At 62.1% G+C, this 22,807-nt stretch carries 23 protein-coding genes; 9 read left to right on the top strand and 14 right to left on the bottom strand.

All coding sequences use genetic code 11. The annotated features are described in order from the left end of the window. Positions 1 to 535 precede the first annotated feature (535 nt). On the top strand, positions 536 to 1,318 hold the full coding sequence (locus BM438_RS13785; RefSeq protein WP_093634793.1) for an ABC transporter substrate-binding protein: 783 nt from the start codon (positions 536 to 538) through the stop codon (positions 1,316 to 1,318). A gap of 312 nt (positions 1,319 to 1,630) precedes the next feature. Continuing rightward, entirely contained in the window at positions 1,631 to 2,746 is a 1,116-nt protein-coding gene (locus BM438_RS13790) for a succinylglutamate desuccinylase/aspartoacylase family protein (protein WP_093634920.1), read from the top strand. Between the two features lie 159 nt (positions 2,747 to 2,905). Here the strand turns inward: BM438_RS13790 and BM438_RS13795 are convergent, their stop codons facing one another. Further along, a complete protein-coding gene (locus BM438_RS13795; RefSeq protein ID WP_093634794.1) occupies positions 2,906 to 3,712 on the bottom strand; it encodes a MetQ/NlpA family ABC transporter substrate-binding protein in 807 nt (268 codons plus the stop codon). A 299-nt stretch (positions 3,713 to 4,011) separates the two neighbouring features. Here BM438_RS13795 and BM438_RS13800 point away from each other — a divergent pair, with 299 nt between their 5' ends. Then, complete coding sequence (locus tag BM438_RS13800) at positions 4,012 to 5,154, top strand: porin (protein ID WP_093634795.1); 1,143 nt, start codon at positions 4,012 to 4,014, stop codon at positions 5,152 to 5,154. A gap of 117 nt (positions 5,155 to 5,271) precedes the next feature. Here the strand turns inward: BM438_RS13800 and BM438_RS13805 are convergent, their stop codons facing one another. Then, positions 5,272 to 5,595: a type II toxin-antitoxin system HicB family antitoxin gene (locus tag BM438_RS13805; protein WP_093634796.1), complete on the bottom strand. Its 324-nt coding sequence runs from the start codon at positions 5,593 to 5,595 to the stop codon at positions 5,272 to 5,274. Beyond that, the gene (locus tag BM438_RS13810; protein WP_063499892.1) at positions 5,585 to 5,836 is read right to left on the bottom strand and encodes a hypothetical protein; all 252 of its coding nucleotides are present in this window, start codon (positions 5,834 to 5,836) and stop codon (positions 5,585 to 5,587) included. Before BM438_RS13810 ends, BM438_RS13805 begins: the two co-directional genes overlap by 11 nt. Before the next feature lie 157 nt (positions 5,837 to 5,993). On the opposite strand from BM438_RS13810, the gene BM438_RS13815 reads away from it, so the two are divergent. The 3 genes from BM438_RS13815 (at position 5,994) to BM438_RS13825 (ending at position 8,242) form a co-directional block, all read left to right on the top strand. Then, entirely contained in the window at positions 5,994 to 6,383 is a 390-nt protein-coding gene (locus BM438_RS13815) for a DUF6232 family protein (protein ID WP_093634797.1), read from the top strand. Between the two features lie 149 nt (positions 6,384 to 6,532). After that, positions 6,533 to 6,874, top strand: a complete 342-nt coding sequence (locus BM438_RS13820; protein WP_093634798.1) for a hypothetical protein — start codon at positions 6,533 to 6,535, stop codon at positions 6,872 to 6,874. A 264-nt stretch (positions 6,875 to 7,138) separates the two neighbouring features. Further along, positions 7,139 to 8,242 (top strand): hypothetical protein, encoded by a 1,104-nt coding sequence (locus tag BM438_RS13825; protein WP_093634799.1) that lies wholly within the window; start codon positions 7,139 to 7,141, stop codon positions 8,240 to 8,242. 101 nt (positions 8,243 to 8,343) lie between these two features. On the opposite strand, the gene BM438_RS13830 is transcribed toward BM438_RS13825, so the two are convergent. Then, positions 8,344 to 10,797 carry a glycogen/starch/alpha-glucan phosphorylase gene (locus BM438_RS13830; protein WP_093634800.1) on the bottom strand — a complete coding sequence of 818 codons (2,454 nt, stop codon included), beginning with the start codon at positions 10,795 to 10,797 and terminating at the stop codon, positions 8,344 to 8,346. 756 nt (positions 10,798 to 11,553) lie between these two features. Between BM438_RS13830 and BM438_RS13835 the strand changes: the two genes are divergently transcribed. Continuing rightward, positions 11,554 to 12,921 carry an MFS transporter gene (locus tag BM438_RS13835; RefSeq protein ID WP_208620658.1) on the top strand — a complete coding sequence of 456 codons (1,368 nt, stop codon included), beginning with the start codon at positions 11,554 to 11,556 and terminating at the stop codon, positions 12,919 to 12,921. A gap of 60 nt (positions 12,922 to 12,981) precedes the next feature. Here the strand turns inward: BM438_RS13835 and ltaE are convergent, their stop codons facing one another. From ltaE to BM438_RS13850, 3 genes are all read right to left on the bottom strand, one after another. Beyond that, the gene (ltaE, locus tag BM438_RS13840; RefSeq protein ID WP_093634802.1) at positions 12,982 to 13,989 is read right to left on the bottom strand and encodes a low-specificity L-threonine aldolase; all 1,008 of its coding nucleotides are present in this window, start codon (positions 13,987 to 13,989) and stop codon (positions 12,982 to 12,984) included. 168 nt (positions 13,990 to 14,157) lie between these two features. Continuing rightward, positions 14,158 to 14,922 (bottom strand): murein hydrolase activator EnvC family protein, encoded by a 765-nt coding sequence (locus BM438_RS13845; RefSeq protein WP_093634803.1) that lies wholly within the window; start codon positions 14,920 to 14,922, stop codon positions 14,158 to 14,160. Positions 14,923 to 15,068: 146 nt separating this feature from the next. Continuing rightward, positions 15,069 to 15,380 carry a cupin domain-containing protein gene (locus BM438_RS13850; RefSeq protein ID WP_054041883.1) on the bottom strand — a complete coding sequence of 104 codons (312 nt, stop codon included), beginning with the start codon at positions 15,378 to 15,380 and terminating at the stop codon, positions 15,069 to 15,071. Positions 15,381 to 15,628: 248 nt separating this feature from the next. Here BM438_RS13850 and BM438_RS13855 point away from each other — a divergent pair, with 248 nt between their 5' ends. Together BM438_RS13855 and BM438_RS13860 are read left to right on the top strand one after the other, a co-directional pair. Beyond that, a complete protein-coding gene (locus BM438_RS13855; RefSeq protein WP_093634804.1) occupies positions 15,629 to 15,949 on the top strand; it encodes a hypothetical protein in 321 nt (106 codons plus the stop codon). Between the two features lie 168 nt (positions 15,950 to 16,117). Continuing rightward, positions 16,118 to 16,879 carry a DUF2968 domain-containing protein gene (locus BM438_RS13860; RefSeq protein WP_093634805.1) on the top strand — a complete coding sequence of 254 codons (762 nt, stop codon included), beginning with the start codon at positions 16,118 to 16,120 and terminating at the stop codon, positions 16,877 to 16,879. 131 nt (positions 16,880 to 17,010) lie between these two features. On the opposite strand, the gene BM438_RS13865 is transcribed toward BM438_RS13860, so the two are convergent. From BM438_RS13865 to BM438_RS13895, 7 genes are all read right to left on the bottom strand, one after another. Further along, positions 17,011 to 17,328: a DUF4148 domain-containing protein gene (locus BM438_RS13865; RefSeq protein WP_093634806.1), complete on the bottom strand. Its 318-nt coding sequence runs from the start codon at positions 17,326 to 17,328 to the stop codon at positions 17,011 to 17,013. A gap of 265 nt (positions 17,329 to 17,593) precedes the next feature. Further along, positions 17,594 to 19,003, bottom strand: a complete 1,410-nt coding sequence (gene gndA, locus BM438_RS13870) for an NADP-dependent phosphogluconate dehydrogenase (protein WP_093634807.1) — start codon at positions 19,001 to 19,003, stop codon at positions 17,594 to 17,596. A gap of 231 nt (positions 19,004 to 19,234) precedes the next feature. Next, positions 19,235 to 19,885: a DUF938 domain-containing protein gene (locus tag BM438_RS13875; protein WP_093634808.1), complete on the bottom strand. Its 651-nt coding sequence runs from the start codon at positions 19,883 to 19,885 to the stop codon at positions 19,235 to 19,237. A gap of 12 nt (positions 19,886 to 19,897) precedes the next feature. Continuing rightward, positions 19,898 to 20,503 (bottom strand): pyridoxamine 5'-phosphate oxidase family protein, encoded by a 606-nt coding sequence (locus BM438_RS13880; RefSeq protein ID WP_093634809.1) that lies wholly within the window; start codon positions 20,501 to 20,503, stop codon positions 19,898 to 19,900. Positions 20,504 to 20,606: 103 nt separating this feature from the next. Further along, positions 20,607 to 21,476, bottom strand: coding sequence for an NAD-dependent protein deacetylase (locus BM438_RS13885; protein WP_093634810.1), 870 nt, complete (start codon positions 21,474 to 21,476; stop codon positions 20,607 to 20,609). Between the two features lie 50 nt (positions 21,477 to 21,526). Beyond that, on the bottom strand, positions 21,527 to 21,775 hold the full coding sequence (locus tag BM438_RS13890) for an oxidoreductase-like domain-containing protein (RefSeq protein ID WP_244179365.1): 249 nt from the start codon (positions 21,773 to 21,775) through the stop codon (positions 21,527 to 21,529). A 75-nt stretch (positions 21,776 to 21,850) separates the two neighbouring features. After that, the gene (locus BM438_RS13895) at positions 21,851 to 22,615 is read right to left on the bottom strand and encodes an SDR family oxidoreductase (protein WP_093634811.1); all 765 of its coding nucleotides are present in this window, start codon (positions 22,613 to 22,615) and stop codon (positions 21,851 to 21,853) included. Positions 22,616 to 22,807: the final 192 nt, after the last annotated feature.

A 22,807-nucleotide genomic window follows, 5' to 3' on the forward strand; every position in this document is an offset into this window, starting at 1 on the left:
AATGCATTTTTGGTTCCGGCCCCGCCTCAATCGAGAAAAAACAATTGGTCAGGTGTGATTTAACAAATACGCTCATCTGTATTTAACGGTTGTTCTCGCGAAATCTTTAACTTCGGCGACGCTCAATTGAAACAATCACGGTCGCGTAATAGTCTGCAATAACTGCTGGTAATAGCGCCATTCTGAATACTGGTTTTGCCGGCACAGCGCAAGGTGCGAAGCACGCCGGAAAAGCGCCGTGGGTAGCCAACTTCATTACGGCTCCTTTACGCGACAACAGGTAGCATCCCAAGGCCATGCAATTCGCATGACGACCCCGTCGAAACTCCACCACATTCAGGCTTTAGAAGCTATTCCCGTGCGCTATCCGGTGTTTCACTAGCTACCCAATCTTTTTGAACTGATAAGCTTGGCGCGCGCTGCTGGCCGCCCCGGCCGGCAGCTTCAACCCAAGCCCGGTCGTGAGTCGCGCCGGGCGTCCCGCAGCGGCACAACCGCATACGGGAGTATTCGAACTACACCGAGGAGTTAAACAGTGAAAAAACTGCTAGCGGCTTTGACGGTTGCTCTGCTTGCAACCGTCTCGATTGGCGCACACGCTAAAGATTGGTCGACAATCCGTTTCGGCGTTGACGCCAGCTACCCCCCGTTTGAGTCCAAGGGCTCCGACGGCAAGCTCGCGGGCTTCGACATCGACCTCGGCAATGAAATCTGCGCGCGCCTGAAGGCCAAGTGCGTGTGGGTCGAAAACGACTTCGACGGCATGATCCCGGCCCTGAAGGCGAAGAAGTTCGACGGCGTGCTGTCGTCGATGTCCATGACGCCGCAACGCGCTGAGCAGATCGCCTTCTCGTCGAAGCTGTTCAACACGCCGACGCGCCTCGTCGCGAAGAAGGGTTCGGGCATCCTGCCGACCGCCGATTCGCTCAAGGGCAAGACGGTTGGTGTCGAGCAAGGCACGATCCAGGAAACCTACGCGAAGACGTACTGGGAAGCGAAGGGCACGAAGGTTGTGCCGTATCAGAACCAGGACCAGGTCTATGCCGACTTGCTGTCGGGCCGTCTGGACGCAGCGCTGCAAGACGCAGTGCAAGCTGAGATCGGCTTCCTGAAGACGCCGCGCGGCGCGGGCTTCGACTTCGTCGGCAAGGACCTCGACGATCCGAAGATCCTCGGCAACGGCGCAGGCATCGGCATGCGCAAGGAAGACACCGATCTGAAGGCGAAGGTCGACAAGGCGATTGCCGACATCATCAAGGACGGTACGTACAAGAAACTCGAGAAGAAGTACTTCGACTTCGACGTGTACGGCAGCTAAGCCTGTCACGCGCGCCTGACGGCGTGCTTGCCGGCTTGCAGAAAACGGGCTCCGCATCACGCGGAGCCCGTTTCGTTTGCGGGGCCGCTTTGCCGCGCCGCCCGGACTGTGATCGAACCGGATAGCCCGGCCCGCGTGCCACGCGCGATCCAAACGGCGCCGCCTAAGACCACGCGCCGCGTCATATCGGCTAAGATCGTGCGCTAGAGGCGCTGCGAACCCGCCCGCCAATGCCCGACCTTTAAACACCCTTTCCCCTTGTAATCAACGACATAGCGCGGCACGCCCCAGATGCCCGCGGATTTGAAAATCATGCAAACCCAAACCCATCCGCTGATTGCCCCGACGCTCGGCACCGCCCGTAATCTGACGAGTTTTCACTATGGTCCCGGCGGCGGGCAGAAGATTTACATCCAGTCGTCGCTGCATGCCGACGAGTTGCCTGGCATGCTGGTTTCGTGGGCGTTGCGCCGCAAGCTCGCCGCGCTAGAAGCCGCCGGCAAGGTGCGCGGCGAAGTCGTGATCGTGCCGGTGGCCAATCCGATCGGTCTGAATCAGCACTTTCTCGGCCATCTGACGGGCCGCTTCGAAACCAACAGCGCGCAGAACTTCAACCGCAATTTCTACGAATTGTCGGCGCTGATTCAGCCGGGCATCGAAGCGCGCCTGACCGACAACATCGACGCCAATCGCACGGCGATCCGCGCCGCGATGCGCGAAGCGCTCGACGCGCAGGGGCCGGTCACCGAACTCGAATCGCAACGTCTGACGCTGCAAAAGCTCTCGTATGACGCCGATGTCGTGCTCGATCTGCACTGCGACTGGGACGCCGCGATGCACATCTACACGAACCCGGACCTGTGGCCGGAAGTCGAGCCGCTTGCCTGCTATCTGGACGCCAAGGCGTCGCTGCTGGCGCTGAATTCGGTCGGTAATCCGTTCGACGAAATCCACAGCTTCTGCTGGTCGGATCTGCGCGGCCGCTACGGCGACCGTTTCCCGATTCCGAACGGCTCGGTCTCGGTCACGATCGAACTGCGCGGTCAACGCGACGTGTCGTACGAGTACGCCGAGCGCGACGCTCAGGCGATCATCGAGTACCTGACCTCGCGTGGCGTGATCGACGGCACGGCCGCTCCGCTGCCCGCGCTCGAATTCGCCGCCACGCCGCTGGCCGGCGCCGAGCCGATCGTCGCGCCGATCAGCGGTGTGCTCGTGTATCGCTGTGAAGTCGGTACCTGGGTCGATGTCGGCCATGAGATCGCCGATATCGTCGATCCGTTGACCGATCGCGTCATCACGCTGAAGAGCACCGTAGCCGGTGTGCTGTATGCGCGGCATTTGACGCGCTTCGCGACGGCCGGGCTGGAATTCGCACGCATTGCCGGTGCGAAGGCGTTCAGAAGCGGATCGTTGTTGAGCAACTAACTAAGGAACAATTGAAGCCGCGCTTTCGCAGGATTCATCTGTAAAAGTTGCGCCTGCAAAGCAAAACGCCCGCTATTTCAGCGGGCGTTCTGCGTTTACGGGTCTGTTGCAAAAGAGCGGATTACTCAAAGGCGACCGGAAAGCCGCCTGTAAAACCGCTCAGAAAGCCGGAATGATCGCGCCTTTGAACTGCGTGTCGATGTATTTGCGCACTTCATCCGACTCATACGCCGCGACCAGCTTCTTGACCCACGGCTTGTCGCGGTCCTGCGCGCGCACGGCGATCAGATTCGCGTACGGACCTTTGAGGTCCTCGATTGCGATCGCGTCTTTCGTCGGCTGCAAGCCGGCCTTCACCGCGTAGTCCGTGTTGATCGACGCCGCGTCGAGGTCGTCGAGCGAGCGCGGCAATTGCGCGGCGTCGAGTTCCACCAGCTTGATCTTCTTCGGATTCTCGGCGACGTCGAGCGGCGTGGCGTTGACGCCGTTCGTGCCGACGCCCGGCTTAAGCTTGATCACGCCGTACTTCTGCAACAGCAGCAGCGCGCGGTTGCCGTTCGACGGATCGTTCTGGATGCCGACCTTCGCGCCTTCCGGCAAGTCCTTGAGCGACTTGAGCTTTTTCGAATAGAAGCCCATCGGCGACACATAGGTCAGGCCGACGTTGACGATCTTGTAGCCGCGCTGCTTGATCTGGCTATCGAGAAACGGCTGGTGCTGGAAACCGTTGGCGTCGAGGTCGCCGGCGTCAAGTGCCGCGTTCGGCTGCACGTAGTCGTTGAATTCGATGACCTTCACATTCAGCCCTTCGCGCGCCGCCACCTTGGTCACGACCGACCAGATTTGTGCGTCCGGGCCGCTCATCGTGCCGATCTTCAGTTGTTTGTCGTCGGCGTGCGCAAACGTTGCCGTCAGCGAAACGGCGGCGATAGCGAGCAGATTCTGGATGATTTTCCGGCGTTGCATGCATTTCCCCACAAGCGATTTTGATTGGCAGGTGCGGATCCTCGCATGCAGCAAATGCCCCTGAAAACCAATCGTTTTTCACACGCTTATATGCACGATCTGGAAAAAGCTTATGCGCGACGTGCCTTGCTCGATTTCAACTGGCAATGCTATGTGAGTGTCGCGCCAGCGCGACAGATTACAAAAATAAGCAAAGCTGTCACATACCTTACTCTGCATTCCCTTAAATTTCGCTCCATCTCACGACCTTACCTAAGAGTACGGCGTGGTGATCGCTTAATTTTTAATCGGAGAAAGTCTTGAACAAGAAAGTATTGGCCGCCGCTACGCTCGCCGTCTTCGCCACCGCCGCACACGCACAAAGCAGCGTCACGCTGTATGGCTTGATCGATGCCGGTTTCACCTATGTCAACCATGCTGGCCCTCAAGCCCAGAAGCTTTATCAATACGGCGACGGTGTCGCCCAAGCCAGCCGTTGGGGCCTGCGCGGTACGGAAGACCTCGGCAATGGCCTGAAGGCGCTGTTCACGTTGGAAAACGGCTTTAACTCCGGCACCGGCGCGCTCGGCCAGGGCAGCTCGCTGTTCGGCCGTCAGGCATACGTCGGTCTGTCGCAGAACGGCATCGGCACGCTCACGTTCGGTCGCCAATACTCGTTCTCGACCGACTTTCTGGGTGGCGTGTACAGCAACGGTAGCCAGACTGTTGCTGGTAACTACGGCTATCACATCAACGACGTCGACCAGCTCACGTCGAGCCGCGTCAGCAACGCGGTCAAGTTCACCAGCGCGAACTTCGCGGGCCTGACCTTCGGCGGCATGTACGGCTTCTCGAACCAGGCTGGTGCATTTGCTGGCGCGCCGGGCGCAACCGGTTCGTCGTCGGTATACAGCTTTGGCGTGAACTATGCGAACGGCCCGTTCGGCATCGGCGCTGCGTACACGGACATCCGCTACCCGGGTTCGGCATCGCCGACCACCTTCTCGACGACGCTCGCAAACTCGGCGATCAGCGGTACGGCTAAGGACCTGTCCACGGTCGGCGTTGGCACCAAGTACTCGATCGGCGCGGCAACGATGTGGGCTCTCTGGACGCACACGAACATCGAGCAGATCACCGGTCACATGACGACGTTCAATGCATACGAAGCAGGCGGCAAGTACGCCTTCACGCCGGCACTGACGGGCGCGCTGGGCTACACGTACATGCAGTCGAAGGACCAGACCAACGGCCACTGGAACCAGATCGACGCCAGCGTCGACTACGCATTGAGCAAGCGCACCGACGTGTACCTGCTGGGCGTTTATCAGGCAGCTGCGGGCAAGACGTCGAAGAATACCGGCCTGCAAGCGCAGATCGGCTCCAGCACGAGCAGCTTCCTGCCGGTGGCAGGCGCAAGCACGCAACTGGCAGTTCGCGCAGGCCTGCGTCACAAGTTCTAAGCGAGTTTTACCTGGTCGGCGAGGAGCGCAAGTTCCTTGCTGTCCTGAGGTTCTGGAAAACGCCCTGCGGGGCGTTTTTCTTTTGGGGGAGCGGTGTTCGCGTGCCCACGTCGACACTTATGCCGCGAGCTTCATACTCACTAGCCGATTCAGACTGACGCCCTGTTCAGCCGCTTGCATTGCGAGCGCGCGATGCTGCTGCGGCGGAATCCGAACCCTGAACTCGCCGCTATAGCGCTTCTCGGCCAACGGTTCGGGTACAACCTCCCCGCTTTCCTGCATATCCGCGACTGCTTCGGCGACCGCAGCGCGAATTCCCTTCAACGCGGCATCCGGCGTGCGCGCAAGCCACGACAAGGATGGAAACTCCGCGCACAAGCCGACATGCTCGCCGTCCTCGGGCGACCAGGTAACGCGATAGGTGTAGTGATCAGCGGGCATGTTGACTCTCCGTAAGCTTTTCTATGGCTTGTAATACCTGACGTACCTGGTACGCCTTGGCTTTGCCGTTATCGTTTTGAATGTTGACGCGAGGATCTCCCGGCCATGGGGTTTTGAACACTGCGTGGCTCGTGCCCGAGCGGCGTGGTTCGCCAAAATATTGCGTGCATACCTTGAGCAACGCCGAAAAGCGGACGTTGGTCGGCTCACGGCGCATCTGGCCAAGAATTTTCTCCGTCATGAACCAATGGTGCCATTAGTGATACCATTTTTCAAGCTTCCGGCCGAAGTGTGACACTGATCAAATCCGCCAGCAGCGTCTTCCTCCCCCCGCCACTTCCAGCGCTGCCGCCGCATCTGGTACGCTGCGCCCTTTGCTACCGCTTGCATTGGACTCGATGGAAACCCCTTTCAACGACCGCGGCGTGTCGGTCACGCGTAACGCACTCTCGTCGGCCGGCCAGGTCTTTCCGCTGCGCGACATCGTCGACGTGCAAGTCGTCACCGTGCAGAAGAACAAGGCCCTGCCCCGCGCGATTTCGCTGCTTGGACTCGTGGGCGCGATTGTCGGCGGGATATTGCGCTCGCCGGTCGGCATGGTGTGCGGCACGATGCTGGTCGTGGTTGGCTGGCTCACGTGGGCGACCCAGGACATCACGCATCGTCTGATGGTGCAGACCGCGAATGGTCTGCGTGAGGCGCTTATGAGCACCGATCGCGAGTTCGTGGAGCGCGTTGCCGCGGCCGTGCACGAAGCGAAGAGCGTCGCTGTAGCGCCCAAGGCCTGAGCAGCCGCCGTCCGATATACGCGAGGCGCGGCGCGTTAACACAAAATTGATTCGCGACGCGGCAGCTTTTGCGCGTCGTTGAGGCGCGCGTCGTTAGAGTGGTTGGGTGTCAACAACGCGCGCCGCCTCGCCGAATCGGCGCAATCAAGATGCTCACGTCAGTCGCAACGTCTGAAATCCCCCTCCCGCGCGCACCGCGCGAATCACGTCTTCCCCGCCGCACGCATGTCGTCGTTCCGCTCGTCATCATTGACGTCACTGTGCCCGGCACCTCGTCGGCACACGGGCGGCGCGCGTTGCATACCGCCCTCGGCGACGATCTACGCCTCTACGTTGTTACCGTCGACCAGCAACACGAGCGAGTGACCTTCCGTGTCGAAGTCACCTCGCGCACCCTCGACGACGTGATCGGCCTGCTGACATGCGCTCTCGACCGCGCCACGCTCGGCCGCGCGCAAACCACCGTAATCCGCCGTCCGCGCGACTATTGACATAGATCAACTCTTGCACGCGCGACTTGCCAGCCGTCCCCCAAACCTTTACACATCTTTGCAAATGCCCGCGGGTGGCCGTGTAGAGTCGCCGCTCCTGTTATCGCGTGTTCCCTCCCGCAGGCCCCCGCAAGCGTTCCGGTTTTCCCGCCCACGCCGCGGCAATCCAGTGAGATTGCCGCCAGTGCTGTTCGAGTTGCCCAACCCGCAGCCCACGATGCATCGCCTTCGCCAGGGACCCGCCTTTTTGCAAAGCGTGATCCTATGTTCCTGTCGTCTCTCGATGCCGCGCGCCGGCATGTCGGTTCTCATTTTCTTTCTCAATTTCGTCGCTCAGCTTCGGCGGCACTGCTTGCAGCCGGCGCGTTCTCCACGCTGACCGGCTGCTCCGTCACCTTCCCCACCCCCACGCCGCCAGCCCCCAATGCCGCGCTGATCAACGGCGGCAACGATGGCCTGCTGATTCCGCTGCACGTGGAGCGTGCCGACGAAGACCACGCACGCCTCGGTCTGCCGGTTCAACTCGACGGCAAGCCGGTTTACATGGCGCTCGACACGGGTACGCAAGGCACGCGGGTGTTGAAGTCGGTGCTGCCCGGTTCGGGCTACACAAGCGCCGGCGGCGTGACATCGTTGTCGTTCGCGAACGGCGTGGAGGTGCTCGGCTCGGCCGTGAAGGTGCCGTTCAGCCTCGCCGGCACCACCCCGACGCCAATTGCCGCGCAAGCGGTGGACGTCGTGCGTTGCCTGCCGAACGCGCGCAAGTGCGTCGGCATGGACGGCTACACCGGCGAATTCGGCTGGGCGTTTTCCGGCATCGTGGGCGTCGGCGCCGCGCAGCCCGACGACAACAGCTACACGCAACCGTTGCGCGCATTGCCCGGCAATATCGGTCAACGCTATCTGGTGCACGCGAACTTCGCAAAGCCGTACATGGTGTTGAGCCCCTCGAGCACCATCACCAAAAACTACACGATGGTGCCGATGCAAATGTCGAAAGACGGTACGGCGCAATGGCCACGAGGCTGTGTGAACGTGGCTGACAAAATGACCTTCTGCGCGCCGCTGGTGTTCGCAACCGGCAGCACCGGCATGATCCGCCTCGAAATGGACAAGGCGCCCAACTGGACCGGTGACGGCGATGTCGGCAACGTGCTCGATCAGGGCAACTACGAGACGGCCATCGGCACTGGATCGTGGGTGCACCGTTACGAGAAGGCGCAAGTCACGATCGTCAAGGCGAAGCCGGACGCTAACCGCATCGTGGTCGGTTTGATGGCCATGCAGAACATCGACGTGTTATTCGATTTCCCGCGTGGGCAGTTCGGTTTGTATGCCGCGCAAGAGAGCGAACGATTCGCCCCGTGATAGTCATCGATCGATAAAGAAAGGCCGTGCGAAAAATTTCGCACGGCCTTTTTCATTTGAGCAAGCACCATACACAAACGTGCCTGCGTCACTCCACCCCGTCACTCCATACTGAGCGGATTCACGTGCCAGATATTGCGCGCATATTCGCCAATCGTGCGGTCCGACGAAAACTGCCCCATGCCCGCGACGTTCTCGATCGCGCTCTCGGTCCACGCGCGCCGGTCGACGAAACGCGCATCCACTTCGTCCTGCGCTTTCGCAAACGCGGCGAAATCGGCGAGCACCATATAGTGATCGCCCCAATCCACCAACGTGTGGAAAATGTCCGAGAAGCGCAGCGGATCATCCGGTGAGAAGTAACCCGTCCGAATCTGGTCGAGCGCCATGCGCAGTTCCGGATTCTCCTCGTAGACTTGCCGCGGCCGGTAGCCGGTGGCGCGCAGGTTGTCCACTTCATCAGCGGTATGGCCGAAGATGAAAATGTTGTCGCGTCCCACCGCGTCGCAGATCTCGATGTTCGCGCCGTCCATCGTGCCGATCGTCAACGCGCCGTTCAACGCGAGCTTCATGTTGCCGGTGCCTGACGCTTCGGTGCCGGCCATCGAAATCTGCTCGGAGAGATCAGCCGCTGGAATGATCAACTCGGCCACGCTCACGCCGTAGTTCGGCACGAACACCACCTTGAGGCGATCGCCGATCAACGGATCGTGATTCACCTTCTCGCTGACATCGCCGATCAGCTTGATGATCGTCTTCGCCATGCGATACGCGGACGCCGCCTTGCCGGCGAACATCACCACGCGCGGCACCCAATCGCGCTCCGGATTCGCGCGAATCTGGTTGTAGCGCACGATCACGTGCAACACGTTCAGCAACTGCCGCTTGTATTCGTGAATACGCTTGACCTGAAGATCGAACAACGCATCGGGATCGAAATGCAGTTTGGTGTGATGCGCGAGCCGCTGCACGAGCCGCAGTTTGTTCTGCCGCTTCGCTTCATGAAAGGCGTCGATGAACGCGCTGTCGTTGCGCAGACTGCGCAGTTGCTCCAGCTCGAACAGATTGCTGCGCCAATGCTTGCCGATCTGCTGATCGATCAGCGACGAGAGCGACGGACTCGCCTGCGCCAGCCAGCGCCGCGGCGTGATGCCGTTGGTGACGTTAGTGAAGCGGTCCGGATAGATGCGCGCAAAGTCGGAGAAAATATCGCGCGTCATCAGTTGCGAATGCAACTTCGATACACCATTCACCTTGTGACTCGCGACGATCGCCAGATACGCCATCCGCACACGCCGCTGGCCATATTCATCGACCAGCGAAATGCGGCGGATCATCTCGCCGTCATGTCCCGACTGTTCGCTGACATGCTTGAGAAAGCCCGCGTTGATCTCGAAGATGATTTCCAGATGCCGCGGCAAAAGACGCGCGAGCATCTCGACGTCCCACGTTTCGAGCGCTTCGGGCATCAAGGTGTGGTTCGTGTACGAGAAAATTTTCGTGACGTGATGCCACGCCTTGTCCCACGGCTGATGATGAACATCCACCAGCAAGCGCATCAGTTCCGGAATCGCCAGAACCGGATGCGTGTCGTTCAGATGCACCGCCACCTTTTCGGAGAAGCGGCCAAACGTGCTGTGCGTGCGCTGATAGCGGCGAATCAGATCCTGCATGGTCGCCGAGACGAAGAAGTATTCCTGCCGCAGCCGCAGTTCGCGGCCGGCCGGCGTCGAGTCGTCCGGATACAGCAGGCGCGAGACGTTCTCCGACATGTTCTTCGTATCGACCGCGTTGCGGTAGTCGCCACGATTGAACGCACCGAGATCGAGTTCTTCGGTGGCGCGCGCCGACCATAGGCGCAGCGTATTGGTCGCGTCTGTCGCGTAGCCTGGAATGACGGTGTCATACGCGGTGGCGTTCACATGCTCGGTGTCGATCCACTCCACATGCTCGCCGCGCTGCACCGTGCGGCCGCCGAAGTGCACCATGTACTTGATCTCGGGCCGCGGAAACTCCCACGGATTGCCCGCGCGCAGCCAGTAGTCCGGCGCTTCGACCTGCTCGCCGTCGACGATCTCCTGACGGAACATGCCGTATTCGTAACGGATACCGTAGCCGAAACCCGGAATGCCGAGCGTCGCCATCGAATCGAGAAAGCAGGCGGCGAGGCGTCCGAGGCCGCCGTTGCCGAGGGCCGCGTCCGGTTCGATATTGACCAGCATGTCCATATCGACGCCGAGATCCGCAAGCGCTTCCTTCATCTGATCGTGGATGCCGAGCGCCAGCAACGCGTTCGTAAACGTGCGGCCGATCAGGAATTCCATCGACAGGTAGTAGACGCGTTTGACGTCCTGTTCGTACTGCAGGCGCGTGGTCTTCATCCAGCGCGCGACCAGCCGGTCGCGCACGGCGAGCGCCGCGGCGTGCAGCCAGTCATGTGGATGAGCGGTGACGGCGTCCTTGCCGACGCCGTACATCATGCGATTGGAAATTGAGCGCCGTAGCGCGTCGACGGTACTGTTGAGCTGGTCGAATTCCAGATCGACGGCTGTCATCGAGGCCTCCGGGGAAAAAACGACGCGACATACGCGAACCGCATAGATGACGGACGGGAGGCGCGTGTCGGTCAGGCGGGTTAGCAAACAGAGTACGACATTTTACGGCGCAGGAACACCGCCGAGCGCGAGCGGGTGGTCATGCACATGCCATGCCCGCCGACATACGGGGCTTCACGCATTTCACACGCATTCCGCGCACGCACGCGGTGCAAAGGCAGCCTGTGCGCGGCACTGGGTGCGTGCATCGGCCCGCAAAACAGGCAAACGATATCAAGCGATGAAAGCCGACTGCATGGGAGAGAGGCAGCACGATTATCTTTTTCGACGTGTGACGTGCCGATGAATGCGTTGACCGGTTCAATACGTGGTCAAATCGGCGCGCCGCGTCTGCTGAACTGTTATGCCGAAGCGATATGCGATAACGAGGCGCCACGCCGATTCGAAGACGCCGGGCGGACTTGACCGTTAGTTGCGTTAGAGACGTCCGATCAAGCGCCCCGCCCTGCCGGCCTCCCAGCACGATTTCCACGTCTCTGTAACAATCACTTCATTCGCCGCGCGCGCCGCCCTGACCGCTGGACTCGGGCCCCCGCGCTTCACGCCACGCAACCCTGCCGCCTGCACGCCGCAGCGCCGTCCCTCCGACGCGCCCGGCGCTGCGGCATGCATAACCCGACGAGCCACGCCTTGTCCGACAAACCCAGCGCCGCCCGTGGCGCCACACTCGACCAGACCTTTCCGGCGGACGGCCCGATGAGCGCCGCCAATCGCCGCGCGATGGCCGCGATCATGCTCGCAGTCGCGCTCGCCACGCTTGATACCGCAATCGCCAACACCGCCCTGCCCGCCATCGCGGCGGATCTGCACGCGGCGCCCGCGGCTTCGGTGTGGATCATCAACGCCTACCAGCTCGCAATGGTCGCGACACTGCTGCCGCTCGCCGCACTCGGCGACATCGTTGGGCATCGCAGGATTTATATCGGCGGCATTGCGCTGTTCACGCTGGCGTCGCTGGCGTGTTCGCTCGCTTCGACACTGCCGATGCTAGCCGCCGCGCGCGTGCTGCAAGGTCTCGGCGCGAGCGCGATCATGAGCGTCAACACGGCGCTGATCCGCTATCTGTATCCGCCGCATCGACTCGGACGCGGCCTCGGCACTAACGCGTTGATCGTCGGCGTGTCGTTCGCGGTCGGGCCGACGGTGGCCTCGCTGATTCTGTCCGTTGCCGCGTGGCCGTGGCTGTTTGCGGTCAACGTGCCGCTGGGTCTGCTGGCGCTGGCCTTCGCATGGCCGGCGCTGCCGCACACCGAGCGCGGCAAACACAACTTCGACCCGATCGCGGCGCTCCTCAACGTGATCACCTTCGCCGCGCTGATCTTCGCGCTCGGCGAAGCGGCCCAGCGCGCCTCAACGCAACTGGTGCTGAGCGCGGCCGCGATCGCCGTGGTGTTCGGCGTACTGCTGATTCGTCGTGAAGCCGGTCACCCCGCACCGATGCTGCCGGTCGATCTGTTCAAGCGGCCGGTGTTTGCGTTGTCGGCAGTGACTGCGGTGTGCTCGTTCGCCGCGCAAGGGTTGGCGTTCGTGTCACTGCCTTTCTACTTCGAGGACGTGCTGCATCGCAGCCAGGTCGAAACCGGCTTTCTGATGACGCCGTGGCCCGTGGTGGTCGCGCTGGCCGCGCCGCTGGCAGGCAGTCTGTCCGACCGCTATCCACCGGGCCTGCTTGGCGCGATCGGTCTGGCGGTGATGTCGGCGGGGATGGCGTCGCTGGCGTTGCTGCCGGTGCATCCGCATGTGCTCGACATCGGCATCCGCATGGCGATTTGCGGCGCGGGCTTCGGCTTCTTCCAGTCACCCAACCTGAAGGCATTGATGGCGAGCGCACCGCCCGAGCGCAGCGGCGGCGCCAGCGGCATCGTCGCGACTGCCCGGCTGCTCGGGCAGACCACCGGCGCTGCACTGGTCGCGCTGAGCTTCGGTATCGCCGGCCGTCATGGGCCCACACTCGCGCTCAGCGCCGGCGCCTTCTTTGCCGGCGCGGCGAGCCTTGCAAGCGGACTGCGGCTGTTCGCGCCTTCGCATCGCTCAGGCGTGCACGCGAAAGCGTCCGCGAAATAAACAAAACGGGCGCACTGCTGTGGCAGTGCGCCCGTTTTTTCTTCCCGGCATTTCGATCAATTAATGCGCGGCGAAATACCCTTTCACCGCGGCGATAAATGTATCGATATCCGCACGCGACACATCCTTATGCGTGACGAAGCGCGACGCATACAGCATCTGCGTGAGGATCCCGCGCTCCTTGAGCCACGCTTCGAGCGGTACGCAATGTTGCTGCGGAAAATGCGCAAACACCATGTTGGTCGCGATCGACTGCACCTTGACCTGGTCGATCGATTCCAGACCGGCCGCCAGATGCGCGGCGTTGGCGTGATCGTCGGCAAGACGCTCGACGTTGTGATCCAGCGCGTACAGGCAGGCCGCCGCCAGCACGCCGGCCTGACGCATCCCGCCGCCCAGCACCTTGCGCCAGCGATGCGCCACGTCGATCAGCGCCTGGCTGCCGACCAGAACCGAGCCGACCGGCGCACCCAGGCCCTTCGAAAAACAGATCGAGACTGAATCGAACCGTTCACACAGCGCCGCAACCGGCTTGCCCGATGCGACCGCCGCGTTGTAGACACGCGCGCCGTCGAGGTGAGCCGACAAACCATGCTTACGCGCCAACTGCACCGCCTCGTCGACATAACCCGCCGGCAGCACTTTGCCGCCGATGGTGTTTTCCAGCGCCAGCAGCCGCGTACGCGCGAAGTGGTTGTCGATCGGCTTGATCGCGGCGGCGATCTTCTCGAGCGGGATCGAACCGTCGGCGGCATTCTCGAGCGGCTGCGGCTGAATGCTGCCGAGCACCGCGGCGCCGCCGCCTTCGTACTTATAGGTATGTGCCAACTGGCCGACGATGTATTCGTCGCCGCGCGCGCAATGCGCCATCAACGCAGCCAGGTTGCTTTGCGTACCGCTCGGAAAGAACAGGCCGGCGTCCTTGCCGGCACGCTCGGCGACCGTTGCCTGCAGACGCAGCACGGTTGGGTCGTCGCCCCAGACGTCGTCGCCCACTTCGGCGGCCGACATCGCCGCGAGCATGGCAGGAGTTGGACGGGTTACGGTGTCGCTGCGCAAATCGATCATGGTGAAAACCTCGTGTGTCCCTGTTTGTGTCAATGCATGACAGCCTCTGATCGCCGGCCCGCGCACCGCTTCATCTGCTTCGATGAACGGGCACGACTCCGGCTGTTGAGCCACACAGTGTATTCAATTAATTAACGCGGCGCTGAAAACCGCGCTAATAGGCGCGGTTCACCCACCCGACTTCGGCAGCCACGCAAGCGGGTCGACCGGCTGACCGTTCTGGCGGACTTCGAACTGGATCGACGCCACGCCGCGGCTATCCACGCCGACTTCGCCGATGGTTTGTCCTTGCGCGACAGCATCGCCTTCCTTGACCAGCAGCGTGCTGTTCTGCCCGTAGGCGGTAATCAGCGAATCGTCGTGCTTGATGATGATGAGCGGACCGTACGCCTCGATACCCGTGCCGGCGTAAACCACCCGGCCGGTCGCGGCGGCCTTGACCGGATCGCCTGCGTGGCCGCCGATCACGATACCGTTCGACTTGCCCGGCGCAAAGGCTTTCAGCACGGGACCCCGCAACGGCCACAGCAGCACGCCTTGCTGCGGCACGCCGGGCGTGCCAGGCGTCGCGGCAGCGCCATTCTGACCGGCAACACCGACCGGCGGCGTCACCACGCTACCCGACGCCATGGGCGGCGCCACTCGCAGCACCTGCCCCGGATTGACCGCCGCATTCGCTGCGAGGCCGTTCCATGCCGCAATCTCCTGCGGCTTGCGACCGTACGCCGACGCGATGCCCGCCAGCGTGTCACCCTGATTGGCGCGGTAGTAACCGGCTGGCACAGGGACGGTGCCAAGGGTAGTCGGGCGGGACGGCGCACTGCTATAGAACGGCGTGCCTTCCCACGGCATCGACGTACAACCGCTGATCATCACGCCGAGTGTCGCCGAGATCAGCAACCGGGTCGCCGTGAATTGCCATTGTCTTGTCATGTGATTTTCCTCGACACTTAGATTCAATCGGATTCAATCAGCCCCAAGCATTCGCCGTGCCGCTCGCCACGGGCGCCACGGCACGTATCCATTATGCCGCCGTGCGCGCTGGCAACGGCTTCGACACGGCATGGGCCAAGGAACCGTCAGACACTGCCCTCGGCCTCGACCACCAGAATGCGCGCCACACCGATCGGATGCGCAACGTGTTCGGTGCCCACCGACGCGTAGAACACATCGCCCGTTTCCAGAATCGCCGACTGTTCCACGCCGCCTTCCCGATAGCGCATCTCCACGCGGCCGTCGAGCACGGCGAACACTTCCTCGCCGTCGTTGACATGCCACTTGTACGGCTGATCGGTCCAATGAAGGCGCGTCGTAATGCCGCCCATGTTGGCGATATCGAGCGCGCCCCACGGACGCGTCGCGGTGAAGCTCTTGCTGCGAATGATCTTCATGGTGAATAGTGGGTTGAGAAGCAGACGCTGTCGACGCGTTATCCGTGCCGCATACCAAACCGCCCGGCCCAGCGGGATCACGCGTTTCGACCGACCCCATTATAGGTGTTGCGGCAGGCGCAACCGCCGCCACACGGCCGGGCGAACGCATTCGTGTGATTATTGAATCCTTTTAACCCTCGCCTATACTCAGTCATGCTGCCGCAACGCACCGTACGCAAACGCCTGGATCCAGCGAGGAGTTGAGGATGAACAAAGCCACGTTTCTGGCCGTGCAACTCAACGTCGACGATATTGCGGCGTCGCCCGGTTTGGTCGAGTTGCTGAACACCCATCTGATTTTCGCGGCAGACGTCGCCGAAGCCGCCGACGCGCTGGTCCAGCTGGCCAGCATCGCGGGATTGTCGAGCGGCGTCGAAGCCAGCGTCGAGATTCCGGCACTGGCGATTGAACGGCTGCGCGAGGCGCTCGACAATCTCAGTGGTTACGACGAATCCTGGTTGCTTGCCCTCGAACCCAGCCGCGCGCTGTTCGATGAAATAGGCCGCCGGCATCGCACCTTGCATTAAAGCTGCGCTCGCGGAAAACGCATCCGCACTGCCGCGCACCCCGGTGCTCAGTTGCTAGTACCGCCGGTCCGCCACTTTTCGCTCACCGCCCGAACCGCCAGATTGTCCGGCATGCTTGACTGTCGACGCCGTCTGAAGGTTTCGGGCGAGTCAACCGGAGGAACCGCCGTGAAAAGTCTCCTGAACCGCCGCAGCGTGCTGGCAGGCCCATCGCATCTCGTGCAGGTCGCACGAGAGAACGCCGCCGATTCCGTTTCGCCCGACGACAGCGAGGAGGCGGCGCTGGCCGCGGCGGCCGGCGTCACGCCCGCTGCCGCTGGTGCCCAGCCCGCTCCCGTCGCCGAGCCGGCGCGGCCGGTAACGACGTTACGGCCGGTGCCGGTGGTGCCTTCGCAGGTTAGCGCGCGCGGCGTGCAGATGGCCGACACCGCCGAAATCGAATGGCTCGCCGAAGAAGAAGCGCTGACGCCGTTCCGCGTGTCCCGCAGCTTCGCCTATTCGGTCAGTCTGCTGTTCCACGCGAAGGAACTGACGTACTACGTCGCGCTGTATCAGGACGGCTCGCTGTGGCGCGCGCTCAAAGCCGCCGACCTCGAAGCCGCGGAAGCGGCCTTCCATCACTTCGAGGAACAGGCGACGCGGCTCTCCGAAGGCGAAACGCGCCGCGCGCAACTCGAGGCGCAAAACGAACAGCTGGCGCGCATGATCGCGCGCTCCGAGGCGCAGGCCGAACGGCTGCGCACGGATCTGCAACGGCGCGGCGCGCAGGAACAGACGGTGTCGAACCGGCAGCATCAGGTGCGCAAGGAGGTGTCGCAACTGGAAGCGCAACGCGTCGCCGCGCAGGCGCATCTGAACAAGGCGCATCGGCAGATTCATCAGTTGAATCTGACCAGCAACGAAGGGATTCCGCATTTGCCGAACCGTTGAAGCGCGCCCTGAAATCGATCTGACGGCGAGGCAACGCCGTAAACGACAAAACGCCGCCCGGCAATCCGGTCGGCGTTTTTTTACTACCCGCCGCCTGTCAGCCGGGCGGCGTTCACATCAGTTTCGGCGAATTAGTTGCCGAAGTAGACCGAGTTACGGTCGTTGCCGGTCAGCGGACGGCCGGCTTGCGAGGTGCCAGCGATCGGTGCGCCGTAGCCGCTGTTCACAGCTTGAGCGGTGCCGTTCTGTGCATCGACGCGGGCTTGCGCAGCTTGCAGGTTAGCCGGGTAATCGACATGATCGCCGATCGGGTTGTAACCGGCCTTTTCCAGTTGCACCAGTTGAGCGCGCACTTCAGCGCGGGTAAGCGGCTGGTTCGATTGAGCGAACGAAGCAACAGGAGCGACCAGAGCGGCAGCGACGACAACTGCAGAGATAAGAGTCTTCATGATGTAAACCTCCAGAACTTGTATTTAATGTGCTTTGGGCTCGTTGTCCCGTAGCGCTTAAGTAGAAGTTTAGGAGCGGCAACATCTAGGGGAAACCCCTAAAACGATGAAACTCTATTCCGAAATTCGCAATAGTAGAGGGTCCAGCGTGCTGCCACGCTATCTGCACGATAGCTATCAGCAATAATTGCCCGCCTTGAATTCAATCGCTTATGTGGCCCGGCGCGCCTTGCTGCAAGCGCGCGCCGGGCCACGATTCAAACGCTCAGCTCCAGTTCGCGTGGAAGCTGCCCGGCTTGTCGATACGTTCGAACGTGTGCGCGCCGAAGAAATCGCGCTGAGCCTGCACCAGGTTCGCCGGCAGGCGTTCCGAGCGATATGCGTCGAAATACGCCACTGCCGACGCGAATGCCGGCACCGGCACGCCCGCATTGATGGCGGCAATCACAACTTCGCGCAACGCCGACTGATAGTTCTTCGCGATGTCGCGGAAGTACGGATCGAGCAGCAGGTTGGCGATCGCCTTGTCTTTCGTATAGGCGTCGGTGATCTTCTGCAGGAAGCGGGCGCGGATGATACAGCCGGCGCGGAAAATCTTCGCGATCGTGCCGTAGTCCAGATCCCACTTGTACTCTTCCGATGCCGCGCGCAGTTGCGCGAAACCTTGTGCGTACGAAATCACCTTGCTGAAGTACAGCGCACGGCGCACCGATTCGATGAACGCGTCACGCTCGGCGCCGAGCGGCTTGGCTGCCGGCCCTTCCAGCACTTTGCTCGCAGCCACACGCTGAGTCTTCAACGACGACAACACGCGTGCGAACACGGCTTCCGTAATCAGCGGCAGCGGTGCGCCGAGGTCGAGCGCGTTCTGGCTGGTCCACTTGCCGGTGCCCTTCTGCGCGGCGCGATCGAGGATCACGTCGACCAGATCCTTGCCAGTTTCTTCGTCTTTCTTCTTGAAGATCTTCGAAGTGATTTCGATCAGGTAGCTGTCGAGCTCGCCCTCGTTCCATTCGGTGTAGACCTTGGCCAGTTCATCGTTCGACAGACCGACGACCTGCTTGAGCACCGCATAGCTCTCGGCGATCAGCTGCATGTCGCCGTATTCGATGCCGTTGTGCACCATTTTCACGAAGTGGCCCGCTCCGTCCGGACCCATATACGCGACGCACGGCTCGCCGTCCGGCGCCTTGGCGGCGATTTCGGTGAGGATCGGCGCAACCAGGTCATAGGCGTCGCGCTGGCCGCCCGGCATGATCGACGGGCCTTTCAATGCGCCCTCTTCGCCACCCGACACGCCCGTGCCGATGAAATGCAGGCCGGCTTTCGCCAGTTCCTGATTGCGGCGGATGGTGTCGGTGAAATGCGTATTGCCGCCGTCGATCAGGATGTCGCCCTTGTCCAGCAGCGGCTTGAGCGACGCGATGGTGGCGTCGGTCGGCTCGCCTGCCTTGACCATCAGCAGAATGCGGCGCGGTTTTTCCAGCGACTCCACGAAGTCTTCCAGCGTGAAGGCCGGCACCAGCTTCTTGTCCGGATATTCGGCGATGAGTTCGTCGGTTTTCTCGCGGCTACGGTTGTACACCGACACCGCGTGGCCGCGGCTTTCGATGTTGAGCGCCAGATTGCGGCCCATGACCGCTAGCCCCACCACGCCGATTGCCTGTTTGCCCATGTGAATTCTCCAGAGTCCAAAAAATGTCGAGACGCCGCGCCGGAAAGAACGTCGGCGGAACGTCGAGGGTGAAAGGATAAAAGAAATGCCGGCTTGCCGCTCGCTGACGCGCATTTGCGCTCAGCGAGCAGGCTTTCCACTGCGTGCGGGCCTCAACTTTAGGCGGTGCCCGGTGATGCGCTTTATGACGCACCGCTTACACACCGCACACACCGCATTACGCAACGTCTGTCAGACCCGCGCCGCGTCCAGGCGTTTCCTGAAAACCAGACTGAAATTGTTCGCCGGCATCGCGATCGGCTCGTCGCACACGAGCCCGACCGATGCGCCCAACGCGACCACCGCTTCCATGTCGCGCACGCCCCACGCGGGGTTGCGGCTGCGCAATTGCTGATCGAACGCATCGTTGCTCGGCGAGGTATGCGCGCCACCGCGTTTGTAAGGGCCGTACAGATACAGTACACCGCCGTCGACCAGTCGGCGACTCGCGCCGGCGAATAGCGCTTGCGTCGCGCTCCACGGCGAGATGTGAATCATGTTGATACAGACCACGGCGTCAAACTGATCGGGCGCATTCAGCGTTTGCACACCCCACTCCGCCTGATGCACGTCGAGAGCGAGCGGTGCGCGCACGTTCGCCAGCCCTGCATGCGCGATCCACGCCGCAATCGACGCACGCGCGTCCGCATCGGGATCACTCGGTTGCCAGTCGAGCCCGGGCAATGCGCCGGCGAAGCAGATAGCATGCTGCCCCGTGCCGCTCGCGATTTCCAGCACACGGCCGGTAGCCGGCAGCACTTCGCGCAATACGGCAAGGATCGGTTCGCGATTGCGTTCGGCGGAGGGCGAATGTTGCCGCAACGCCGGATGGGAATCAGTCATGTTCGGGTTGTTTCAGTACAGGGTCGTGCGCACGCGTTCGGCGAGTTCACGGTCGTAGGTCGCGGCATCGAAACTGGCGCCGTTGATGCGCTGGTGGATCTCGCCGGCACTCGGCAGGCGCGAACGTTCGATATGACGCGCGGGATCCCACAGTTTCGAGCGCACCAGCGCCTTCGAGCAATGAAAGTACACCGCTTCGACGTCGATCAGCAGCACGGTACGCGGCAGTTTACCTTCGACGGCAAAACTGTCCAGCAATTCCGGATCGTTGGAAATGCGGCCGCGGCCGTTCACGCGCAAACTTTCGCCGACGCCCGGAATGATGAACAGCAGCGCCAGGTGCGGCTCAACGATGATATTGCGCAGACTGTCGACGCGATTGTTGCCGATGCGGTCCGGCAGCGCGAGCGTGCGTTCGTTGATCACACGCACGAAGCCCGGCGCGTCGCCGCGCGGCGAACAGTCGAGGCCTTCCGGACCGGCGGTGGCGAGCACGACGAAGGGCGCGACTTCGATGAACGCACGATAGTCTTCGTTGACGTAGGGAATCTCTTTCTTCACTGCGCGTTCGTGGGGCTGACCGTAGATTGCTTCGAGCTGTTCGATCGTCGTCAACATCGGCGTTCCTTTTGCGGGACGGTTGCTTTTCGTGAGGGCGGCACTGCGTGGGATTGGGATTATCGACGATTTGTGCGAGCCGCGCGCAGCTCGGGCGGCCCGCTCAATCCAGTGCCAGACGCCCCGCCAGCGCAGTCAGCGTGTCGGCACAGGGCGCGGCGATTTTCAGCGACAACAGCGGATCGGCGCGCGTGCGCCCCAGATTGATCGCGACGATCGGCTTGCCCTGCTTCTGCGCCCACACGCAGAAGCGGTAGCCCGAATAGACCATCAGCGACGAGCCGACCACCAGCACCGCGTCCGCCGCATCGAGCGCATGCGACGCCGCTTCGACACGCTCGCGCGGCACGCTTTCGCCGAAAAACACCACGGCGGGCTTCAACAAACCGCCGCAGTTCGTGCACGCCGGAACGCGGAAAGCGTCGAGATCGTGCCACTCCAGATGCGCGTCGCCGTCGGCGGCGGTTTCAGCGGTGACGTTCAGCAACGCGGGATTGTCGGCTTCGAGCGTGCGCTGGATCGACGCGCGCGAATGCTGCATCCCGCAGTCCAGACACGTCACGCCATCGATACCGCCATGCAGTTCGATCACCTCGCGGCTGCCCGCCCGCTGATGCAAACCGTCGACGTTCTGCGTGACGAGCGTCGGCACATGGCCGGCTGCCTCGAGCCGGGCGAGAGCGGTATGCGCGGCATTCGGCTGCGCGTCGGCCACCACCGGCCAGCCCACCATGCTGCGTGCCCAATAGCGTCGGCGCATCGCAGCCGTGCCGAGAAATTCCTGCAGCGTGATCGGCGGCGAACGTTTCCATTCGCCGTTGTCGTCGCGATAGCCTGGAATGCCGGAATCTGTGCTGATGCCCGCACCGGTTAGCACGAACAGACGCGGATAACGCTGCACGAAGGTATGCAGGTCGTCCAGCGTGTGCGTTTCGTTGAAGGGTTCGATGTGCGCGGGCTGAAGGTCGGTCATGACGGGGACGGGGTATGGCTGCGGCCTTGGCGTAAAACCTGAAACACCGTTTAGCGGCGCGTACGCGGTTTGCTGTGCCGCGCTTGCACGGTTTGTACCTTTTGTACCTTTTGTACCTTTTGCACCCTGAGTGCCGCCTGCCGCGCTTGCCATTCGGCGAGCGCTGACTGATAGCGCTCCAGTGCTTCATCGTAGAGATCGAAGACACACGGATTGCAGCCGCTATGACAACAATCGTCGAGGTCGGGCTGCACGGGCGGCACCGGCTGCGGGTCGTCCTTGGGTGTGGCGCGGGGCACGGCGAATCGTTTTCCGGAAGGCGGGAAGCGCCCAGTATAAGTTGATCTCCTGCGATGCGTGCGGACGCGCCCTGCTCAACCCCGCCCGACGAACGGCATCTTGCTCGCCATGATGGTCATGAACTGCACGTTCGCGGACAGCGGCAATTCGGCCATATGCAGCACCGCGTCGGCGACGTGCTGCACGTCCATCAACGGCTCGACCGCGATTTCGCCATTCGCCTGCGGCACGCCGCGCGCCATCCGCTCGGCCATTTCCGTCGCCGCATTGCCGATGTCAATTTGACCGCACACGATGTCGTATTTGCGGCCGTCGAGCGAAACCGCTTTGGTGATGCCGGTAATCGCGTGCTTGGTCGCCGTATAGGCAATGCTGTTCGGCCGCGGCGCATGCGCGGAAATCGAGCCATTGTTGATGATGCGGCCGCCCCGCGGCGTCTGCGTTTTCATCAGACCGAAGGCGGCACGTGTGCAGAGAAACACGCCTGTGAGATTGGTGTCGACCACCGAGCGCCATTCGTCGACATCGAGCTCGTCGATATCCACCGGCGAGCCGTTACGGCCCGCATTGTTGAACAGCACGTCGAGACGGCCGCGCCGCGAGCGGATCGTGTCGAACAGCGCAGCGACGCTATCGGCATCCGTCACGTCGCAGGCCACGGCAAGCGCATCGCCACCGAGTTGCTGCGCTTCTTCGACCACGGCGTCGAGCGGCGCCTGGCGACGGCCTGCGAGTACGACGCTATAACCATGTTCCAGCATCTTGAGCGCGCAGGCCCGGCCGATGCCACTGCCCGCGCCCGTCACCAGCGCGACCTTCTTGATTCCCGTTCCTGTCACAGCACTTCTCCCGCTCGGTTTCTTTGGCCCTAGCACCATACAACAGCAGGTCGCCCATCACAAACGCAACGGCAACGGCGCAGCCTTCGCGAAGCATGATGTCTTTCAGATTTCTTTCATTACTTATCGTTACCTTCCGCAACAGCGCCGCGTTGCGCATCAATGGTATGGTTGACTGTTGCGCGTCACGCG

Origin of the sequence: Paraburkholderia aspalathi, from assembly GCF_900116445.1 — a bacterium.
GTDB lineage: Bacteria > Pseudomonadota > Gammaproteobacteria > Burkholderiales > Burkholderiaceae > Paraburkholderia > Paraburkholderia aspalathi.